This is a genomic window from Enterococcus sp. AZ050 (assembly GCF_051715085.1).
GTDB classification, from domain to species: Bacteria; Bacillota; Bacilli; order Lactobacillales; family Enterococcaceae; genus Enterococcus; species Enterococcus faecalis.
Genome location: NZ_JBIOTC010000001.1, coordinates 382,731 through 404,001 on the forward strand (window position 1 = coordinate 382,731; position 21,271 = coordinate 404,001).

Consider the following 21,271-nt stretch of genomic DNA (forward strand, 5'->3'; position numbering starts at 1 on the left):
GAAAATAGGAGAACTTTGTCCTTTTCAACAAAGTTCTCCTATTTATTTATTTTTCGAAACGCCATGTCCGAATTTCAAACGGACGTAATGGTGCATCGATTTCTATCGCTGGTGTCAACGGTTCTTCTAATACATTTGTTAAACAAGTCGCTGGTTGTGTCTCTTTGTGAAGTTCACAAGGAATATTTTGCGCTGTTAGATTAAAGCCACGAACGACTAAATGATTCGTTTGCTCTTGACGTTTAACGGCTGTCCAACCAATTGGTCCTTCTGCCGTTGTCAAGTAGACATGGTTCGGTGCTAGTTTACCTTCATGACGCGCAGTAGTAGCTGCAGTAAAAGGAATTTGTGCACTATAGGCTTGTTGATACGTAGCAAAGCGTTCTTCTGGTTTGCCATGCAATGACAAACCATATTTAAAGGTATATTCTCCTTGACATTGTGCTTCTGGTGTCGCAAAATAGCCCCAATCACCTAGTTCGCCAACACAACGAATTAATGTGACCGCAATGGTTCCATCTGCCAAGACTTCATACTCATTTAAGCCTTCATTGAAGATAGTCACGCCTTTGTTTTGGTCATGAACATTCACAAACGCTTGTTGGTGCTGCGGGTTTGTTGGATTTTCCCATGTATCGCTTACTTGATTTGGTCGTGTCACGACTTCATAAATACTATCCGCTTCGTGTGTTTCTGTGACCATGCCAGTTGGGAAAAGCACGCGTAAACGATGATCTTTGATTTGATTATTAATGGTTGTTTCAAAGAACAATTGGTTACTTTCTTTGATCATTGTAACCACTGTCGTTATTTCGAACGGGCGAAGCGTCGTTGAACGTTGTGCTTGGCGTTCTCTAAACTCACAAACAGCCTTTTGTTCTTCTTCTAATCGTTCATCTGCTGCAACTGGTAACATGACAGTTTGTTTAATTTGATAACTTGCTTTTACAGGGGAATTTTCTTTATTCGTGATTTCAGCCGTTACATTTTCAGTTGTAATTCCTTGGTCTTCGGTCGGTTTGAAAAAGATATATTCATTCCCAATATCGCCAGTATCTTCAAATGTTAATAATTTTGAAAATGTTTCTCCTGTTTTTTTGTCAGCAATGGTTAAGCTACCATTGTTTTCAATTTTCACTTGAATAAATTCGTTTTCCATTTCATTTGTTGCTGGTTGAGCCAAAAGACTTCCTTCAAAAGCTTTCGTTTCTCCTTGAATCAATGCAAAGCTATCCCAAGAGAATGGCGCCATTTCTTTGACAGATAATTCGACCGTTAAGTATTTGGCCATGTACGGTTGACGGAAAGCATCTTTAGGTAAATCGTAACCAAAACGAACATCTTCTTTGACAATACGGCTTGCAACGGCTTTTCCAGTTGGATCAATCACTTGATAATCTGGGGTGGCTTTTTGTTTTAATTCATGATAAAGATCTTCAGGTTTTCCTGTATAAAATGGCAATCGTTCAATCTCCACTTCCACAGTGACAACCTCCGTTTTCTGATAGCCACTAGTATTAAATAAAACAAACGGGTGCGCTTTTTCTGGGAAAACACTTGTATCAATTGCTTCTGTTAATTGTCGTGTTGCTTCATCTGCTAAGAAATGCCCGACATCATTGGCATTTTCAAAGCGAGTCATCATGCCTCGGTGAACCTCGTCGACAGAACAGCCACAAATACTATCGTGCGGATGGTTTTGAAGCAATGTTTTCCAAGCATAATCAAATTGGTCATGTGGGTAGTCGCCAGTTACTTCGTAAGCCATTGCTGCTAAAGGTTCTGCGATATTTTCTAATTGGCGTTGGACTTTTGTGTTCCACTGTTTTAAATAGACGCGAGCAGAAGAAGTATTGGCTAATGTGTACCAGCCATCCGTTTCTTGACTCGTTAATTCACCTGTTACTGTTCCTAAATCTTCTGGTAACTCCTCTTGAACAGCTTTCAAATAGTCATCGAAATTGGAATGAATAAATTCATATTCTGGGAATAGTTCATTGGCTAAAGCGATGGCCTTAGTAATATCTCTTTGTACCGGTTGGTGGTCGACCCCATTCATCATCAATAAATGGTTTGTGGAAGCGTAACGTTCCACATCAGCCAATTTTTGTTTCCAAAAAGCGATTGCCGCTTCTTTTTCTGAAGGAATTTCGTTCCCGTTACTATACCAGTTTGCAAAAAGCAAGCCGAAAATTTTGGTTTGGTCCGGACCTTCCCACCACATTTCAGAATATTGTGAGCTATAGTCGCTTTCTAAGACTTGATTATCAAAGCCAATCGGTTTCACCCCGCGTCCAAAGGCAGCCGCAGGCAGATTTGCTAATTGCATCATTTGAGGCGTTTGACCCATGTTACCAAATGTATCCGGGAAGTAACCTAATTGAACTGGTGCTCCCCATTTTTGACTTTCTAAATGCCCAATCAGCATGTTTCGAACATTGGATTCAGAGCTAATTAAAAAGTCATCTTGTAAAATATAAAATGGTCCGATTTTTAGTTTGCCTGCTTGGACAGCTTTTTTCACGGCTTCTTTTTTCTCTGGGCGAACTTGTAAATAGTCGTCTAAGATAATCGTTTGTCCATCTAAATGGAAACTGTTAAACTCTGGATCATTTTCAATTAAATCTAATACATTATCCACTAATTCAATTAAGCGCATATGATGTTCTTCATAAGGAAGATACCATTCACGATCCCAATGACTATGGGAAACAATATAGACTTTTTTCTTTGTCATCACTTTTCCTCCTATTTTTCCACTCGGATGTCAAAATAATCCATAACTAATTCACAAAACATCATATTAGCCCATGAAAACCATTCTCTTGTATAATTTTCAGGGTTATCTACGTCAAAACCTTCATGCATCAAATGAGTCCCCGCATCTGTGGCAACTAATAAATCTAAAATTCGTTCTTTTTCTGCTTTATCTTTGGTTGTCATTCCTTCCATTGCTAAAGCAATCGGCCACACGTAATTTTCTGGTGTATGCGAGCTACCAATCCCTTTCGCGCATTTACCTTCATAGAAGTAAGGATTTTCTTTACTTAATAAGGTTTGACGGGTTGTTAAATATTGTTCATCCTCTGTTGAACAATAACCCAGATAAGGGGCTGCTACTAAATTGGGAACATTACTGTCATCCATCACGCTTGCATTGCCTAAGCCATCCACTTCATACGCATAAATCGTTTCGTTATTTTGATTTTTTGTTCGTCCAAATGTTTGGATGCCTTCTTCAATCTCTTCTTGTAATTTTTTAGCAATCGCCACAATCGTAGCATCTTCTAAAACATCAGAGAAAATTTCTTGAATATAGCCTAAAATTACGACTGCAAACATATTAGAAGGAACTAAGTAACCATATTGGCAGGCATCATCACTAGGACGGAAGCCTGACCATGTCATCCCTGTTTTGCCGACTGGCGTTCCTTTCCCTGCTTCAACCAACGTATCTTCTTGACGCCACGTATCTCGTTCAAATAAATAAGGTGACTGTGCGTGATCTTGTTCTGTTGTAAAAACGTTGAGAATTTTTTTGACGCCTTCCACAAAATCTGAATTAAATTGTTCGGTCATCCCAGTATTTTTATAAAGTAAATAGGCTAATTGGACCGGGTAACATAATGAATCAATTTCATATTTCCGTTCCCAAATCCAGCCATTCATTTCGGTCTTATCAGTTTGATGGCCTGCATGATTATCTGTTTCATTAAACGCATTGGCATAAGGATCAATGCAAATATAACGAAACTGGCGCTTAACCAACCCAGCAATCATTTGAGCAAGGTCTTCGTCTTCTTTCGCAATCACTAAATAGGGACGAACTTGTGCTGTTGAGTCTCTCAACCACATTGCTGGAATATCGCCTGTTAATAAAAAGGTAGTACCATCTTCTTGACGTTTCACTGTTGTTAGTAAAGTATTGGCAAAGGCCGCCTGAAAGTTTTTTGCCCAATCTTGATGTGCTTCACCGCATTTTTCTGTAATTGTCTCCATAAATGTTGCTACGGATTTTGGAACTTCTGTATAAACCATTCTCGTCACCTCTTAAATTTGATATATCATTTCACAATTGAATTATAGCGTTTACATTTCACTTTGTCTAGTGATTTCGATCATTTTTTTCATTTTAAAACCAATTAATTTATGGTAAACTATAAATAAGATATATCTTATTGTGAGGTGAAATGAATGAAGCAACCATTATATCAACAAATTATTGATTATTTACAAAATGAAATTGATTCAGGGCGATTGCCTGTTGGAGCACAAGTGCCTACCGAAAAAGAATTATCGGCTCAGTTTAACGTCAGTAGAATTACGTCCAAACGAGCGCTAACTGAATTGGAAACGCAAGGCATAATCCAACGTCACCAAGGAAAAGGAAGTTTTGTTCAAGCACCAAAGCATCCTCTCCATACTTCTTTAAATAAAGTTCTTTTTTTATTGCCTTTTGCAGACGATTTATCAGTAGGAAATTTCTATAGCGGTTTGGCCCCTACTATTCAAGCAGCTGGTTTAGAAGTCTTTATGACCTCGCCTAATTTTTTGAGAGAGAAAAATGCTGCGGACATTGTGAATGAGTTTGCCGGGCTTGTCTATTATGCTGCTACTAGTAATGACTACCTCGACTTATTGTTTGAGTTGGCTTTGATGAATTTTCCAGTCGTTGTCTTGGATAAAAAGATCCATGATTTACCTTTTGCAACCATTCAGTCAGACAACTTTGCTGGTGGTAAAACAGCAACCGAACGCTTAATTGGCTTAGGACATACGAAAATTGGATATATCCTTTCAGGAAGTCCGGCCCTACAATCCGTTCGGCAACGTTATTTAGGTTATCTCCAAGCTTTAAAAGAAGCCAATCTGGCGTTTCATACAGCAATCACGGAAACCAATCTCTTAGATGAACACAACTTTAAACAGTATTTTGAGGCGCACCAACTCACAGCCGTGGTCTGCGATAATGACTTCAGCGCGTTACATTGTTTACGAAACTGTAAAAACCTAGGTATTCATGTGCCAGAAGAATTATCGATTATTGGTTTTGACGATATTCAAGCAGCAGCATTTGTCGAACCGCCATTAACAACCATGGCGCAAGACTTTAAAGAAATGGGAAAACTAGCTGGTGAAGTGTTATTACAAACGATGCAACAAGACCTTCAAATCATAGAAGACATTCAAGTGCCTGTCACATTAATTGAAAGAGAAACCATTTCTACTGTTTCAAAATGAGCCAAAAAAGAAGAGCATGGGACAAAAATCACTTTGGATTTTTGCTCCACGCTCAAAAACTAATAAACGGCGGGAACAGAAGCAACTCCTTCGGAAATAAGCCGAAATTCTCCAAAAATTAAAGAACAATTTTCGGAAATTCCTTCTTATTTCTCGGAGTTAAACACTTCTGTCCCGACCTCTTCTTTTTATAGTGCTAAATGTTTTGGTATCTACCTCTTTTTTAAACAACGCTTTTAGTTCTTTGATAAAGTAGCGACCAATTGGACTGATTTCCCGATTTTTGGGAAAGAGTAAACAAATACGATTTTCCAAAGCTGGCGCCAATGGCACTAACCGAATTTCTTTCTTCGTAAAACCCGTTACGACTCCTGAACCAGAAGCATAAGCATTGGTTTCTACCAACAAATTCATCAAGGTTCCACGATCCGTAGTATGAATGACCGATTCCTGTTCAGGAATTTCAACTAAATCTTCAGAAAAATAGGAAAAATTGCTTCCTTCTTGATTAAAGCGAACTTGTGGATAGGGAACTAATTCCTCTAAATGAATTTCTTTTTGCTTGGCTAAAGGATGATGATTTCCTAAAAAAATGTGTGTATTAAAAGTACTAATTACCTCGTAGGCTAGATTAGCTTGTTCTAAATACCGTTCAATACTGACACTATTTTGTTCATTTAAATAAATAATCCCCAACTCACTGTGAAATCCTTTGACATCTTCAATTACTTTTAAGGTCGTGGTTTCAAAGACACGAAAATCTTTATATTGATCCCCATACTTTTTAAGAACTTTGGCAATTACCTCACCTAAAAAATCATAATGTTGCGAAGAGATGGAGAATCGTTCGCTGGTCACTGTCTCGCGATAGCGATTTTCCAATAACTCCATTTGAACTAAAACTTTCTCTGCTTGTTCTAAAAAAACCATTCCTTCTTCTGTTAAAAAAGCGCCCTTATTGGTACGTAAAAAGAGGGAAATCCCTAGTTCTTCTTCTAATTCCCGAATACTATTTGACAAGCTAGGTTGTGTAATAAATAGTTTTTTGGCTGCTTCCCGAAAACTCCCATTGTTAGCTATGGCAGCAACATACTTCATTTGTTGAATATTCAACACTTTTTCCTCCACACACTAATCATTTGAAAAATAAATCTTACGCCCATTCAACGGCTGAAGGGGCCGATTGTTAAAGGCCAACATTCCTTCCTTGATCTTATTTAAAAAGGCTTGATCCATTTTTTGAATGGTATCAAATACAAACCATTTCACTGGCCCCTTAGTTGGCGGTGTTGTTAACGAGCCTACATAATGGTAGTGTAGACGCTCCTCTGGTAAAAAGATTGACGGATTAAACCATTGTTGGTGCGTGCCGTTTTCCCAGTCCATCGGATGATTCGCTTCTGAAAAACGATTTTCTTCCTCTGTGATGGTAAACAGGCAACCGACAACTAAATTTTCGCCAGCATCGTTCATATGAACCAAATGGAATTCTAGCGGATACTGCTTTCCCGATAGCAAATGTTCGCTAGGCATATGAAAATGGATATCGGTTAAATGATACGCAACATTTTCAAACATTACGTAACTTTCCGTATTTGGTGGTACAAAATGAAACGTATTTTTGAATTCCTTTTCAGTGAATTCTTCTTTTTTATAATGAAACGTAATCTGAGAATTTACTGTCTCAGCACTTTCTTTTTCTAAAGCAATTGGCGATTGATAAGCAAACTTAGCACCTTCTGCAAACCAGTCACATAGCGTATGCCAATGTTCTGGTCCATCGTTGCCTGTATAGCTCCATTCAACGTCCATATTTTTTATTTTTTTCATACACTCTTCCTTCATTTCCACATAGTAATCAGGTAAAACTCTATCCTAACATCTTTTCTACGTCAAACAAAAGAACTTAGATCATTACGCTCCTCGGCAAATGACCTAAGTTCTCCTACCGTTAAATCTGGTTACTGAAAATGACACTAAAAATCAGACGACAAGAACCTTCTTTAGTTCAACGGTTATTTGCCCCAGTTTTCAGGATCTTTTTTCCATTCTTGTAATAAGGTAACATCTTTTTCTTCGATATAATTTGCTTCTAATGCAGCATCAATTAAAGTTGAATAATTGGTTAACGTTAGTAACGTCATCTGTTTATCTGCAAAATTTGCCGTTCCTTTGGGTAACTCATAAGTGAAGATTGCCGCAACGCCTAAAACCGTTGCTCCTTCACGTTCCGCCGCTTCTGCCGCTTCTAACACGCTACCGCCTGTTGAAATTAAATCCTCGATAACTACCATTTTTTGTCCTTCAGAAATTCGGCCTTCAATTTGATTCCCTTTGCCGTGATCTTTGGCTTTACTGCGGATATAAACCATTGGTAATCCTAAAATATCGGCTACCCATGCCGCATGTGGAATCCCTGCGGTAGCTGTCCCAGCAATCACTTCGACTTCTGGGAAAGTCTCTTTAATTTTTGCCGCTAAGCCTTCTGCAATTTCTTTACGCACAGCAGGATAACTCATCGTGATACGGTTATCACAATAAATCGGGCTTTTTATGCCACTAGCCCAAGTAAAAGGCTCATTAGGGTTTAAAAATACCGCTTCAATATCTAATAAATCTTTGGCAATCTTTTTTGCTACTTTTGTCATGTTACTTTCCGCTCCAGTCTTTTTTGATTTCTTGATAGGCTTCATAAGGATTTTCTGCTTGGGTAATAGGTCGGCCAACAACGATATATGTGGACCCGATTTCGCGAGCATGTTGCGGCGTAACGACCCGTTGTTGGTCACCTACTGCACTTCCTGCTGGACGAATACCAGGTGTTAAACAAATAAACGTCTGCTTGGTTGCTTCTTGAATACCACGTGCTTCTAATGCTGAACAAACCACGCCATCCAGACCCGCTTTTTCCGCACATTTAGCATAATGAATGACACTTGTCTCTAAAGGAACGTTGATTAATTGATCATGGTGCATCTCTTCTTCACTAGTAGAAGTCAACTGGGTTACAGCAATTAACTCAGGAACCTTAGCGCCTGGCTGAGTCCCTTTGATTAGACCTTCCTTAGCTGCTTGCATCATTCGAACGCCCCCTGCTGCATGGACATTGGTAATGGCAACGCCTAATTTTGCTAAATTTGTCATCGCTTTTTCCACAGTATTCGGAATATCATGTAATTTTAAATCCAAGAAAACATCGTGTCCTTGTTCTTTAAGCCAGCGAACAATCGCTGGTCCTTCTGCGTAAAAAAGTTCCATCCCCACTTTAACAAACAAGGCTTCTTCCTTAGGAAATTTTTCTAAAAAAACAGCCACTTCTTTTTGCGTGGGAAAATCTAACGCAATAATTGGTCTATCGTGCATTTTGCTGCCCCTCTCTCACTTCTTTAATTAATTGTTCCAACGATTCAATGCCTAACTCTTCCATTCGCTTAGGTAATCCGTCAATCAACTTCGGACAAATATATGGATCTGTAAAGTTGGCCGTACCAACCCCGACAGCGCTAGCACCTGCCATGAACATTTCCAAGACATCGTCCACTGTTTGAACACCGCCCATTCCAATAATTGGCAAATGAGAAACACTGGCGACTTGTCGAATTAAGCGAATAGCAACAGGTTTAATGGCTGGTCCAGATAGTCCACCAGTTTGATTGGCTAAAATAGGTTTTCTCGTTTTTAAATCAATGCGCATCCCTAGCAATGTATTAATCATAGAAAAACCGTCTGCGCCCCCTGCTTCAATTGCTTGGGCGATCGGCACAATGTCCGTTACGTTTGGTGATAGCTTAACATAAATCGGAACAGAGGCGACTTTTTTGACTGCTTGTGTTAATTGAAAAGCAACCTCTGGATCTGTACCAAAAGCTATGCCGCCATGTTTCACATTGGGACAGGAAATATTCAGTTCAATTGCTTTGACGTTAGGCGCTTGCCCAATTTTTGCGCAAACAGCCACATAGTCCTCTTCGCAAGCACCTGCAACATTTGCGATAATCGGTAAGTTAGGGTATTTTTCTAATTTCGGTAATTTTTCTTGCATTACCACTTCTAAACCTGGATTTTGCAATCCAATGGCATTTAGCATACCACTGGGTGTTTCAGCTACACGTGGTGTGGGATTTCCATATCGTGCTTGGGGCGTTGTTGCCTTAATCATAATTGAACCTAATTGATCAAGGTCATAATAGTTAGCATATTCTTCCCCGAACCCAAAGCAACCACTGGCGGGAATAATTGGATTTTTTAATGTTAAACCTGGAATTGAAACGGCTAAAGGATTTTTCATCATAAGATAACCTCACTTGCTTTAAAAATCGGACCTTCATCACAGACCTTGACACTTTTTGCTCCAGTAGTGTCTCCTTTTTTATGGCAAACGCAGGCATAGCAAGCCCCAATTCCACAGGCCATCCGTTCTTCTAAAGAAAGGTAAACGTGTGGATGTGTTGGAAATAAAGAATCAATTGCTTTTAACATACCATTCGCACCGCAAGCATACACTGCATCAGGGATCCGTCCTTTTGCTAACGCTTCTGACAATAAACGGCCCACGTTGCCATGAGCGCCAAACGAGCCGTCATCTGTGGCAAAATGTGTTTCTCCTAATGCCATAAATTCTTGTTGGTAATAAGCAACCTCTTTTGATGCATAACCAAGAAAATGAATCACTTTCACGCCTTTTTCATTGAGTTGTTTTGATAATTCATACAATGGGGGAATCCCGATTCCTCCGCCAACGATAAAAGCAGTTTGACCAGCTGCTACGGTAGTTATATCAAAGCCGTTTCCTAAAGGACCTAAAATATCTAATTGTTCACCAGCCTTCATGGTGGCAAACACTTCCGTTCCAGCGCCTTCGACTCGATAAATCAAACGACAGGTTTCGTTCGAATGATCAATTTGGTTGATGCTAATCGGTCGCCGCAAAAGTAAATCTGCACGCGGAACCTTGATATGCACAAACTGTCCAGGTCGTGTCATCTCTTTCACTAACTCGCCTTGTAAGTCTAACTGATAAATCCGTGGCGCTAACTGTTTTTGAGCTACAATGGTCATCATTTCTTGCTTTCTCTGCATCAGTATCCTTCACTCCTTTATTCTCTGATTCCCCTATAAATGATTTTCTATTTCTTCGTAAAAGAATCTGGAACAGTCCTCCTCAGACGATTGTTCCAGATTTTTGCTTAAATGGCTTCTGTCGTAAAGGCTCTTGATTCTAAAACTTTTAAAATCGCATTTGCTGTGTCAAGTGAGGTAAACAATGGAATCCCATGTTCGACTGCTTCCCGACGGATTGAAAACCCATCTTGGTTGGCACTGGAACGATTTTTATCCATAGTATTGATTACCACTTGCGCATTCCCGTTGCGAATGACATCCAGCACGGTTTCCCCTTCAGGATTAGAAATTTTCGTCACTTTCTTAACAGGCAACTGATGCTTCGCTAAAAAGTCAGCGGTTCCTTCCGTTGCGACTAAACTATAGCCAATTGCTGAAAAACGCTTAGCAATTTCTAACGCCTCTTCTTTTGTTTCATCAGCAATGGTGAAAAGTACAGCTCCATAACTTGGCAAATGCAAGCCAGATGCTTCAAAGGCTTTATACAAGGCTTTTTCTAAATAATAATCACTACCCATAACTTCCCCAGTTGATTTCATTTCAGGCCCTAAGTACGTATCTACTTTTTGTAGTTTCGTAAAGGAGAACACAGGGGCTTTCACATGAACTTGTTTACTTTCAGGGTATAATCCATCTTGATATCCTAGGTCAGTCAGTTTCTCACCAAGAATCGCTTTTGTAGCAACTTGGGCCATCGGAATCCCTGTGATTTTACTTAAGAAAGGAACTGTTCGACTCGCACGAGGATTCACTTCAATCACATAAACACGATTTTCATGAATAACAAATTGAATATTCATCATACCTACACAGTTTAAACCAAGTGCCAGTTTTTTTGTATAATCGGCAATTGTTGCTTGAATTTCTTGAGAAAGATACTGCGGTGGATAAACCGCCATTGAATCACCAGAATGAACGCCAGCTCGTTCAATATGTTCCATAATCCCTGGAATTAGTACTGTTTCACCATCACAAATGGCATCAACTTCACATTCTTGTCCCAATAAATAGCTATCAACCAAGACAGGATGTTCTGGAGAAGCTTTGACTGCATGTCGCATATAATCTTCCAAATCCTTTTGATTTTCGACAATTTCCATTGCACGACCACCTAAAACATAACTTGGACGCACTAAAACGGGATAGCCGATACGATCAGCAATCACGACTGCTTCTTCTGCACTTGTGGCCGTATCTCCTGGTGGTTGAGGAATCGCTAACTCTTGCAAAGCTTGTTCAAATAAATCACGATTTTCCGCACGATCTAAATCTTCAATCGTTGTTCCAAGAATTTTAACGCCTTGTTTTGTGAGCGGCTCAGCTAAATTAATCGCTGTTTGTCCACCAAATTGGACGATCACGCCAATCGGATTTTCTAAATCAATCACATTCATGACGTCTTCTAAAGTTAATGGCTCAAAGTATAATTTATCAGAAACAGAGAAATCTGTTGAAACTGTTTCAGGATTACTATTCATAATAATTGCTTCATAACCAGCCGCTTGGATTGCTTTGACAGAATGAACCGTTGCATAATCAAACTCGACCCCTTGACCAATGCGAATGGGACCAGAACCTAATACTAGTACAGAAGGCTTTTTCGAAACATTGCTTTCGTTTTCCACTTCATACGTGCTATAAAAATAAGGCGTGTGTGATTCAAACTCTGCAGCACACGTATCCACCATTTTATAGACGGGCACAATTTGATTGGCTCTGCGGAAGTCAGCGATGGCTTGTTCTGTTTGTCCCCAAAGTGCTGCGATTTTCCGATCAGAAAAACCATTTTGTTTGGCTTCTTTCAAAACAGCTACGTTGTCCACGTGACTTTCAAGGGCTGTTTCAATTTCGATAATGTGTAAAAGTTTATCCAAGAAGAATAAATCAATTTTCGTTAAACTTTGTAATTCTTCGATGCTATATCCTCTGCGAATGGCTTCTGATAAGTAGAACAATCGATCATCTTGCGCATGGACCATTTTCTTCGTTAATTCTAAATCACTGACATGACTTAGTTCTTTTAACTCGTTGTGATAAGCACCAATTTCTAAAGAACGAACTGCTTTTAATAAGGATTCTTCAATATTGCGGCCAATTGCCATGACTTCCCCGGTTGCTTTCATTTGCGTTCCTAGTTCTCGAGCACCTTTTTCAAATTTGTCAAAAGGCCAACGAGGAATTTTGGAAACAACATAGTCCAAAGCCGGTTCAAATTCGGCATAAGTGGTTCCAGTAACTGGATTTTTCATTTCATCTAATGTTAAACCAACAGCAATTTTTGCGGCTAACTTCGCAATGGGATACCCTGTGGCTTTACTAGCAAGTGCAGATGAGCGAGAAACACGAGGATTCACTTCAATCACATAATAATTAAAGCTATGCGGGTCCAAAGCTAATTGAACATTACAGCCACCTTCAATTTTTAATGCACGAATAATTTTCAAGGACGCATCTCGTAACATTTGGTATTCATAATCTGATAGGGTTTGACTCGGAGCAAAAACAATCGAATCCCCAGTGTGAATGCCGACAGGATCAAAGTTTTCCATGTTACAAACCACAATCGCATTATCAGCCGAATCACGCATCACTTCATATTCAATTTCTTTAAAACCAGCAATACTTTTTTCAATTAAACATTGTGTAACTGGTGATAATTTCAGACCATTTTCAGCAATTTGGCGGAGTTCTTCTTCCGTATCGCACATGCCGCCGCCTGTTCCACCTAAAGTAAATGCGGGACGAACGATAATTGGATAGCCAATTCGTTTGGCAAAAGCCACGGCTTGTTCCACCGTATTGACAATTTCACTTTCTGGAATCGGTTGTTCTAATTCTTCCATCAATTGTTTAAATAAATCACGGTCTTCCGCTTGGTCAATCGCACTGAGCTTTGTTCCTAGCAATTCTACATTTAGCTCGTCTAAAATTCCTGATTCCGATAATTCCATCGCCATATTTAATCCAGTTTGACCACCTAATGTTGGTAGAAGAGCATCAGGACGTTCTTTTCGCAAAATTCTTGAAACAAATTCTAAAGTAATCGGTTCAATATAAACATGATCCGCGATTTCTTTATCGGTCATGATGGTCGCTGGATTTGAGTTTACTAAGACAACTTCATACCCTTCTTCTTTTAGCGCTAAACAGGCTTGTGTGCCTGCATAGTCAAATTCTGCTGCTTGTCCAATAATGATTGGTCCTGAACCAATCACCATGATTTTCTTGATGTCCGTTCGTTTTGGCATTAGTTTTGCTCCTTCCATGCATCCATTAATTCCATAAATTCGTCAAATAAATGAAGACCATCGTGCGGTCCTGGAGCCGCATCTGGGTGATATTGCACAGTAAAAGCTGGATAATCTCGATGACGCACGCCTTCAACCGTTCCATCATTGACTTCCACGTGGGTCACAAGTAATTTTTCTGGATCAATTGTTGCTTCATCTACGGCATATCCGTGGTTTTGTGAAGTGAAATCAATGCGTCCTGTTGCAATTTCTCGTACAGGATGATTCAAACCGCGATGTCCAAACTTCATCTTATACGTATCCGCACCATTTGCTAATGAAAATAACTGATGACCTAAGCAGATGCCGAAAATTGGAACTTTTCCTTGGATTGCTTGAATCATTTCAATAGCTTCAGGCACATCTTTGGGATCTCCAGGCCCATTTGTCAACATGACACCATCGGGACTTAATTCTAAAATCTCTTCGGCCGTTGTATTATAAGGCAACACGGTTAAGTTGCATTGCCGTTTTGATAATTCTCGCAAAATACTATGTTTCAACCCAAAATCAACGACGACCACATTACGCCCAATACCTGGACTCGGATAAGGCTTAGTGGTGGAGACTTGTGCCACTTGATTTTTCGGCATGACTGTCGCTTTTAATTGATCAAACGCATGCGGCAAATCATCCACGGCATCAATGATGCTCCCTTTCATTGTTCCAGCTGACCGTAACTTACGAGTCAGCGCACGCGTATCAATTCCTGAAATTCCCGGAATCCCTTTGCGCTTTAAAAATTCATCCAAGGTCATTTGTTGACGCCAATTTGAAGCAACCCGCGCATGCTCTTTAACAATGACACCTTTACAGGTTGGTGCAATGGATTCATAATCATCTCGGTTGACCCCGTAATTTCCAACTAATGGATACGTAAAAGTAATCATTTGTCCATTAAAACTTTGGTCAGTAATTGCTTCTTGGTAACCTGTCATGCCAGTAGTAAAAACAACTTCTCCTACTACATTGCCTTCTGCACCAAACGCTTTTCCTTCAAATACTGTTCCGTCTTCTAAAATCAATAACCTTTTCAAACCTACTGCGCCTCCTCCGACCAAGCTAATGCTCCGTCAACAAATGTCATAAGTGTCTTTCCTTTGACTGTCCACCCTGTAAATGGTGTATTGACAGCCATTGATTCAAATGCTTCTGCATCAATTGGTGCAGCTGTTGCTAAGTCAAAAACTGCAATATCTGCTGGTGCACCAATTGTTAGTGTTCCTGCGTTTAATCCAAAAATTTCTGCCGGTTTCTCTGCCATCCAATCAATCACTTGTTCTAATGTGAAAATGCCTGTTTCGACAAAGTTCGTATAAATCAATTGGAAGGCCGTTTCACTACCGACAATACCAAAAGGTGCGTTTAAAAATGATTGTTGTTTTTCTTCTAAACCATGGGGCGCATGGTCGGTAGCAATACAATCAATCGTGCCATCTAACAAACCGTCAATCAATGCTTGTCGATCTGCTAAACCACGTAATGGCGGGTTCATTTTCCAAAACCCTTCGTCACCAGGAATATCCTCATCGACTAAAATTAAATGGTGTGGCGAAACTTCGGCTGTTACGTGAATCCCTGCTTTTTTAGCATCCCGAATAACGCGCACGCTTTCTTCTGTTGAAACATGACAAACATGATAATGAACGCCTGTTTCTTTTGCTAAAGTAATATCCCGAGCAATTTGTGAAGCTTCCGTTGCACTTAAAATCCCTGGTAGGCCTAATTTCTTAGAAACTTCTCCTTCATGCATCACACCACCAAATAATAAAGATTCATCTTCCGTGTGCGCAACAAGTGCCATATCTAATGCAGCCGCTTCTTTCATGGCTAAGTACATCGTTCCTGCCGTTTGGACACCAACACCATCATTCGTAAATGCAAAGGCGCCCGCTTCTTTTAAGGCCTTCTGATTGGTTAAAACTTCACTCCGTAGCTCTTCTGTAATGGGGGCATATTGTAAAACTTTCACGACTGCATCTTTTTGAATTAAGTCGTAAACCTCACTTAATTTTTCAGCCGTATCTGGTACTGGATTCAAATTGGGCATTGCGCAAACCGTAGTAAAACCACCGCGAGCAGCAGCTTTACTACCCGTTTTAATCGTTTCTTTATACGTAAAGCCTGGTTCTCTAAAGTGAACATGCACATCGACCAAGCCTGGCGTGATTAGTTGCCCGTTCGCATCAAACACTTGCTCAAAATCTGCTTCGTCAAACGATTCCCCGATTGCGTGAATCACACCATTTTCTAGCCAAAGTGCTGCCTCAATCAATTGATTCTCTTTTTTGATGATTTTTCCATTCTTAATTAACGTCTTCATTTCTCCACCTAGGCCTTTCCATGTAAAATTGCTTCTAAAATTGCCATGCGCATAAAGACTCCGTTACTCATTTGCGCGACGATTCTTGATTGCAGACTTTCCACTAATTCATCTGCCAGTTCAACATCCCGATTGACTGGCGCTGGATGCATAATAATTGCGTGTTTCTGTAAACGAGTTGCCCGTTCGTTGGTTAAACCATATTCCAAATGATAGCCTTCTTTTGAAAAACTTTCCTTACCATCATGACGTTCGTGCTGCACGCGCAGCAACATCATCACATCGACTTTTTCAACAATTTCATCTAATGGCACATATTGTCCATAGACATCAAACTGATGATCGTACCACTCTTCTGGACCTGAAAAATAAATTTCAGCGCCTAAACGGTTTAATAACTGCATATTTGATTTAGCAACGCGAGAATGTGTAATATCTCCCACAATCGCCACTTTCAAGCCTTCAAATCCACCAAATTCTTCATAAATAGTCATCAGATCCAATAAACATTGTGTAGGGTGTTGTCCACTCCCGTCCCCACCGTTAATAATAGAACATTGAATCGTTTTACTTTGAATCAATTCATCGTAATAATTTTCTTTACCATGACGAATGACTGCTACATCTACACCAATTGCCGACATCGTTAGTACTGTATCGTATAACGTTTCTCCTTTTTGAACAGAACTTCTACTTGCTTCAAACTCAATCACTTCTAAGCCTAATTTTTTCTCAGCTACCTCAAAACTTTTATGTGTTCGAGTACTATTTTCAAAAAACAAGTTTGTTGCAAAATATTGACGTTCTTCTGGGTGCCATTTTGCCCCCTGTTTAAATTCTCCTGCGCGACGGATTAACCCCATGACTTCACGGTCGGTTAAAGCCTCAGCAGTTAAAAGATGTTTTAAACTAATTCGTTCAGATGTAATAATCATTCGTCCAGTCCTCCTACTGTTCTTCGCTACGTGCGTTTTCCGGTAAAATTAAATTCAAAACAATTCCTAAGACGGTTGCTAATGCCATTGAAGACAATTCAAAGGTTCCTACTTTGAAGACTAAGCCACCAATGCCGATGACTAAAATTACTGAAGCAATCAATAAATTCTTTTTCTTATCAAAATTAATCTTATTATCGATTAAGATTTTCAAACCACTTGCGGCAATCACACCGAACAAGACGAAACTAATTCCTGAAATAACTGGTCCTGGGATACTTAGAATCAAGGCACTTAATTTTCCAACAAATCCTAAAGCTACAGCGAACACCGCGGCTCCACCAATCACGAAGACACTGTGTACTCTTGTAATTGCCAGCACGCCGATATTTTCACCATAACTTGTAACTGGCGGTCCACCAACAAAACCTGCTACAATTTGCGCTAAGCCATCTCCCATTAAAGTTTTAGATAAGCCTGGGTCTTGGAAAAAGTTGCGCTTGGTTAATTTATTCAAGACCATTAAATGACCAATATGTTCTGTCATTGTTACAAAAGCAATTGGTGCCATTGTTGTAATGGCATTTAAATACAATTTCGGTTCATATTGAACAAAAGGTACTTCAAAATTCGGTAAAGCAAACCAAGCAGCTTCTTTAATAGGGGTTAAGTCAATAATTCCGAAAGCTAAAGCGACTAGGTACCCACTGACAATTCCCAAAAGAATTGGAATTAATCCTAGAAAGCCTTTGAAAAACATGTTGTAAAAAATGGTTAAGCCTAAAGTAATTAAGGCTACAGCAATATATTTAAAATCATAAACGTTGTTGTTATACATTGCGTTATTTGCGGCATTAGCTGCCAAGCCTAAACCGATAACCATCACGACAGGTCCTACAACGATAGGCGGTAAAATTTTATCCAACCAGTCGGAACCAATTTTTTTAATGATTAATGAAACGATTAGGTATACCAAGCCGGTTGTCATAGCACCTTGGGCAATGGCTGGATAACCATCACTCTTCATTAACATCTGCATCGCTGCAATAAAAGCAAAGCTACTGCCAAGATAAGCGGGGATTTTTCCTTTTGTAGTAATCAGATAGACCATTGTTCCTAATCCTGAACTGACTAACGCAATCCCTGGGTCAATTCCCACTAAGATTGGTACTAAAACCGTTGCGCCAAACATCGTAAATAAATGTTGTAAACTTAGGCCAACCCAGTGAAAAGCTTGCGGTCTGTCTTTAATATCTAAGACTGCATCCTCATTTCGAAATTCTTTTTCTGACAACGTTGTTCACTCCTTTTTATTCGTTTCCTTTACTGATCATAATACGATCTGCGCCGTCACGCTCTTCCATTTCCACAATAATTTCCTCAGTTTTTGATGTTGGAATATTTTTTCCTACATAATCGGCACGAATCGGTAATTCCCGATGCCCACGATCTACTAAGACTGCTAAAGAGATTTTTCTCGGACGACCTAAATCCATAACAGCGTCCATCGCAGCACGAATGGTCCGGCCCGTGTACAAGACATCATCTACTAAAATAACTTCTTTACCTTCAATTGAGACTGGTACGTCAGAAGAATGTAATTCAGGTTCCTCCATATCTTTCACATCATCACGATACAAAGTAATATCTAATTCACCAACTGGCACGTCAATATCTTCTAATTGTTTTAAGCGTTCGGCTAGACGTTGTGCAATGTATATCCCACGCGTTTTAATTCCTACTAAAACAATGTCTTGAATTCCTTTGTTTCTTTCAATAATTTCATACGAGATTCGAGTAAGCGCTCGTTTCATTGTGACTGCGTCAACAACTTCTTTCTTTGGCATAATAATTTCCTCCTCATTTCTTTTTTATCTACGTCCTCGCTGTCTTGGGGTCAGCGATTCTTCCTTCAATTGAGCAGCTGAAAAATAAGTGGATTTTTATTGAAATTGTCCTGTTATTTTTTCCAACAAAAAATCCTCCTACCCGTATGAGGATAGGAGGATGTTGGTTACAGTTTAAAAAGGTACAAGGGTACCACGTAGCCCACACAACTTACTAACTAAGCGCACCTAGTGTTCTTTTGCATGATTCCTTCTTAGCCTCACGGGACTAAACTTAAAGGTTACAGTTATTTAGTTATTTTTCTTCTTAAAAAAGAGTTTACCTCTTCTTCAGAAAAAAATCAATGATTATTTCTTAATTGGTGTAAAGTTTTTTCAAAAACTTCTGGTAAAGGTGCTTCAAAGACTAATTGTTCACCTGTAGTAGGATGTGTAAAGCCTAATAACTTCGCATGTAAAAATTGTCCATTGCCAGGCAATGTTTTTTTCGGTCCATATAACGGATCTCCAGCTAATGGATAACCGATATATTTCATGTGAACACGGATTTGATGTGTCCGGCCTGTTTCTAGTTGTAATTCAACTAAGGTAAATGCATCAAAACGCTCTAAAACAGTAAAATGCGTGACTGCTTCTTTACCGCCTTCAATGACCGCTTGCATTTTTCGGTCAACCTTGGAACGACCAATAGGCGCATTTATCTCTCCCTTATCGTGAGGAATAACACCGTGGACCAAGGCGACGTATTTGCGTAACGATGTTTTTTCTTTTAGCTGTTTCGCTAATGATTCATGGGCTTGATCATTTTTAGCCACCATCAATAGCCCCGAAGTATCTTTATCAATTCGATGAACAATTCCGGGTCGCACCACATCATTAATCGCCGATAAGTGATCCGCATGATGAAGTAACGCGTTCACTAATGTACCATTGGGATGCCCTGCCGAAGGATGAACAACCATGCCTTGAGGTTTGTTGACGACAATCACATCATTGTCTTCATAAACAATGGTCAAAGGAATATCCTCTGCTACCATATCTAGAACTTCTGGTTCAGGAATTGTTACAACAATTTCATCGCCTGCTGTAACTTTGTAATTTGCGCGGACCGTTTCACCGTTAACTGTTACGTGTTTTTCTTTTAACCATTGTTGAATTTGCGAGCGGGAATGATTGGGTAAATGTTCACTTAATACTTTGTCAATCCGGCCTTTTTCTGTTTGAATCGTTACGTTAATTTGTTCCATTTTTGCCTTCCTTTGCTGCTTTTTCATCTAAAATCAAATAAATAAATATACAAATAACGCCGACCACTAACGTACTATCTGCAACATTAAAAATAGGAAAATTCATAAAATCCGTTTGGAGCATGTCCACCACGTAGCCTAAACGTACACGATCAATAAAATTTCCAATGGCACCTGCTAAGACAAAAGATAAACCTACAGAATACCAGACACTTTTTTTATAATTCTTAATTAATAAATAAATAATCACGACACTAACAATTACTGTGATGACATAAAAGAATATCATCTTTCCTTCTAATAAGCTCCAAGCAGCTCCGGTATTTCTTAAATGGGTCAGCGACAAAAATCCAGGAATGAATTCTTTTGTTTCACCCAAAGAAATGTTTTGGACCGTCAAATATTTGCTCCATTGGTCAAGCCCTACTAATAAAGCACTGATTAAAAAATATACTACTAACAATCGCGTCATTCCTTTTCTCTATGAATACTTGCTAAATCTCTTGGTCGAACAATGCCTACTAACTCACCATTAGGATGGCCACTTTTACTAATAAGCACAGCTTCTAAGCGTGGCTGCTCCCGAAACATTTGTTCAACTTCAAAAACGGTTGCTTCAATTGAAACAAATTGATAGTTGCTGCGTTTATAATTTGATGCCAACAATTCTCGCACCGTTCGGTTGGCAATGTGAACTTCGCCTTTGGTGCTCTCAATGGCAAACCATACACCAATCCCTCGAACCGTGATTAATCCTTTAAATACACCTTTTTCATAAATCGGAAATTGAGAATATTGTTTTTTTGCAATAATCGTTAATAACGTTTCTAAAGAAGTGGTGATTTCAAAAGCTGTAACACGTTTCGCAAATTTAGGCACTACTTTTTCTGGTTTTGTTAAAGCTTGTTCAATCGTTTCAATTCGTTGAACTGCCCATTCGTTTGGCTCTGCAATTACAAAATCATCAGCAATTCGCTCATGAACGATGGCATTTCTTAACTGAGCCATTTGAAGCAAATCCTCTTCAAATTGAGCAATCTGTCCTTTTTCTTTTCGGGAAAGACGTCTTGTCATTTCACTGAATCCCATATTGACAGGATTGTTCAGTCTCTCTCTCATCCACTTTTCAATGCGATTAAAGTGTGCTAAAAATGTATCTGCTCGTTCCCCCATAGTCGTTGCTCCTTATAATAAACTACGCAATAAATTTCCGTCATTATTTTTTATTGAGCTACTTTCAAGTATATACTAAAAATAGGTCTCAGGA

Annotated in this window: 18 protein-coding genes; 1 reads left to right on the forward strand and 17 read right to left on the reverse strand. The window is 39.4% G+C overall.

What is annotated here, in order from left to right; translation table 11 throughout:
- Positions 1-46: 46 nt before the first annotated feature.
- Complete coding sequence (locus IGJ04_RS01845) at positions 47-2,737, reverse strand: alpha-mannosidase (protein ID WP_438839832.1); 2,691 nt, start codon at positions 2,735-2,737, stop codon at positions 47-49.
- Positions 2,738-2,748: 11 nt separating this feature from the next.
- Complete coding sequence (locus tag IGJ04_RS01850; protein ID WP_438839833.1) at positions 2,749-4,038, reverse strand: glycoside hydrolase family 125 protein; 1,290 nt, start codon at positions 4,036-4,038, stop codon at positions 2,749-2,751.
- A gap of 156 nt (positions 4,039-4,194) precedes the next feature.
- On the opposite strand from IGJ04_RS01850, the gene IGJ04_RS01855 reads away from it, so the two are divergent.
- A complete protein-coding gene (locus IGJ04_RS01855) occupies positions 4,195-5,241 on the forward strand; it encodes a GntR family transcriptional regulator (protein ID WP_096397784.1) in 1,047 nt (348 codons plus the stop codon).
- 159 nt (positions 5,242-5,400) lie between these two features.
- Here the strand turns inward: IGJ04_RS01855 and IGJ04_RS01860 are convergent, their stop codons facing one another.
- The 15 genes from IGJ04_RS01860 to IGJ04_RS01930 all read right to left on the reverse strand — a co-directional run bounded on the left by IGJ04_RS01860 (position 5,401) and on the right by IGJ04_RS01930 (position 21,177).
- Positions 5,401-6,354, reverse strand: a complete 954-nt coding sequence (locus IGJ04_RS01860) for a LysR family transcriptional regulator (protein ID WP_438839834.1) — start codon at positions 6,352-6,354, stop codon at positions 5,401-5,403.
- Positions 6,355-6,372: 18 nt separating this feature from the next.
- Complete coding sequence (locus tag IGJ04_RS01865) at positions 6,373-7,086, reverse strand: carbonic anhydrase (protein WP_002382382.1); 714 nt, start codon at positions 7,084-7,086, stop codon at positions 6,373-6,375.
- A 170-nt stretch (positions 7,087-7,256) separates the two neighbouring features.
- Complete coding sequence (pyrE, locus tag IGJ04_RS01870) at positions 7,257-7,889, reverse strand: orotate phosphoribosyltransferase (protein ID WP_002357418.1); 633 nt, start codon at positions 7,887-7,889, stop codon at positions 7,257-7,259.
- Position 7,890: 1 nt separating this feature from the next.
- A complete protein-coding gene (gene pyrF, locus IGJ04_RS01875; protein WP_002357417.1) occupies positions 7,891-8,604 on the reverse strand; it encodes an orotidine-5'-phosphate decarboxylase in 714 nt (237 codons plus the stop codon).
- Positions 8,594-9,532: a dihydroorotate dehydrogenase gene (locus tag IGJ04_RS01880; RefSeq protein WP_002409453.1), complete on the reverse strand. Its 939-nt coding sequence runs from the start codon at positions 9,530-9,532 to the stop codon at positions 8,594-8,596. The genes pyrF and IGJ04_RS01880 overlap by 11 nt, the downstream gene beginning before the upstream one ends.
- Positions 9,529-10,320, reverse strand: coding sequence for a dihydroorotate dehydrogenase electron transfer subunit (locus IGJ04_RS01885; protein ID WP_002365731.1), 792 nt, complete (start codon positions 10,318-10,320; stop codon positions 9,529-9,531). The genes IGJ04_RS01880 and IGJ04_RS01885 overlap by 4 nt, the downstream gene beginning before the upstream one ends.
- Before the next feature lie 107 nt (positions 10,321-10,427).
- The gene (gene carB, locus IGJ04_RS01890) at positions 10,428-13,610 is read right to left on the reverse strand and encodes a carbamoyl-phosphate synthase large subunit (RefSeq protein ID WP_438839835.1); all 3,183 of its coding nucleotides are present in this window, start codon (positions 13,608-13,610) and stop codon (positions 10,428-10,430) included.
- Entirely contained in the window at positions 13,610-14,689 is a 1,080-nt protein-coding gene (locus tag IGJ04_RS01895) for a carbamoyl phosphate synthase small subunit (protein WP_002360175.1), read from the reverse strand. Before IGJ04_RS01895 ends, carB begins: the two co-directional genes overlap by 1 nt.
- A gap of 2 nt (positions 14,690-14,691) precedes the next feature.
- A complete protein-coding gene (locus IGJ04_RS01900; protein WP_016618342.1) occupies positions 14,692-15,975 on the reverse strand; it encodes a dihydroorotase in 1,284 nt (427 codons plus the stop codon).
- Between the two features lie 8 nt (positions 15,976-15,983).
- Positions 15,984-16,910 (reverse strand): aspartate carbamoyltransferase catalytic subunit, encoded by a 927-nt coding sequence (locus tag IGJ04_RS01905; protein WP_002357411.1) that lies wholly within the window; start codon positions 16,908-16,910, stop codon positions 15,984-15,986.
- Between the two features lie 13 nt (positions 16,911-16,923).
- The gene (locus IGJ04_RS01910) at positions 16,924-18,204 is read right to left on the reverse strand and encodes a solute carrier family 23 protein (RefSeq protein WP_002357410.1); all 1,281 of its coding nucleotides are present in this window, start codon (positions 18,202-18,204) and stop codon (positions 16,924-16,926) included.
- 16 nt (positions 18,205-18,220) lie between these two features.
- The gene (pyrR, locus tag IGJ04_RS01915) at positions 18,221-18,760 is read right to left on the reverse strand and encodes a bifunctional pyr operon transcriptional regulator/uracil phosphoribosyltransferase PyrR (protein ID WP_301280621.1); all 540 of its coding nucleotides are present in this window, start codon (positions 18,758-18,760) and stop codon (positions 18,221-18,223) included.
- A gap of 338 nt (positions 18,761-19,098) precedes the next feature.
- Positions 19,099-20,004 (reverse strand): RluA family pseudouridine synthase, encoded by a 906-nt coding sequence (locus tag IGJ04_RS01920; protein WP_002371061.1) that lies wholly within the window; start codon positions 20,002-20,004, stop codon positions 19,099-19,101.
- A complete protein-coding gene (gene lspA / locus IGJ04_RS01925) occupies positions 19,991-20,467 on the reverse strand; it encodes a signal peptidase II (protein WP_002366774.1) in 477 nt (158 codons plus the stop codon). The genes IGJ04_RS01920 and lspA overlap by 14 nt, the downstream gene beginning before the upstream one ends.
- 5 nt (positions 20,468-20,472) lie before the next feature.
- A complete protein-coding gene (locus tag IGJ04_RS01930; protein WP_002360173.1) occupies positions 20,473-21,177 on the reverse strand; it encodes a CBS domain-containing protein in 705 nt (234 codons plus the stop codon).
- Positions 21,178-21,271 lie beyond the last annotated feature (94 nt).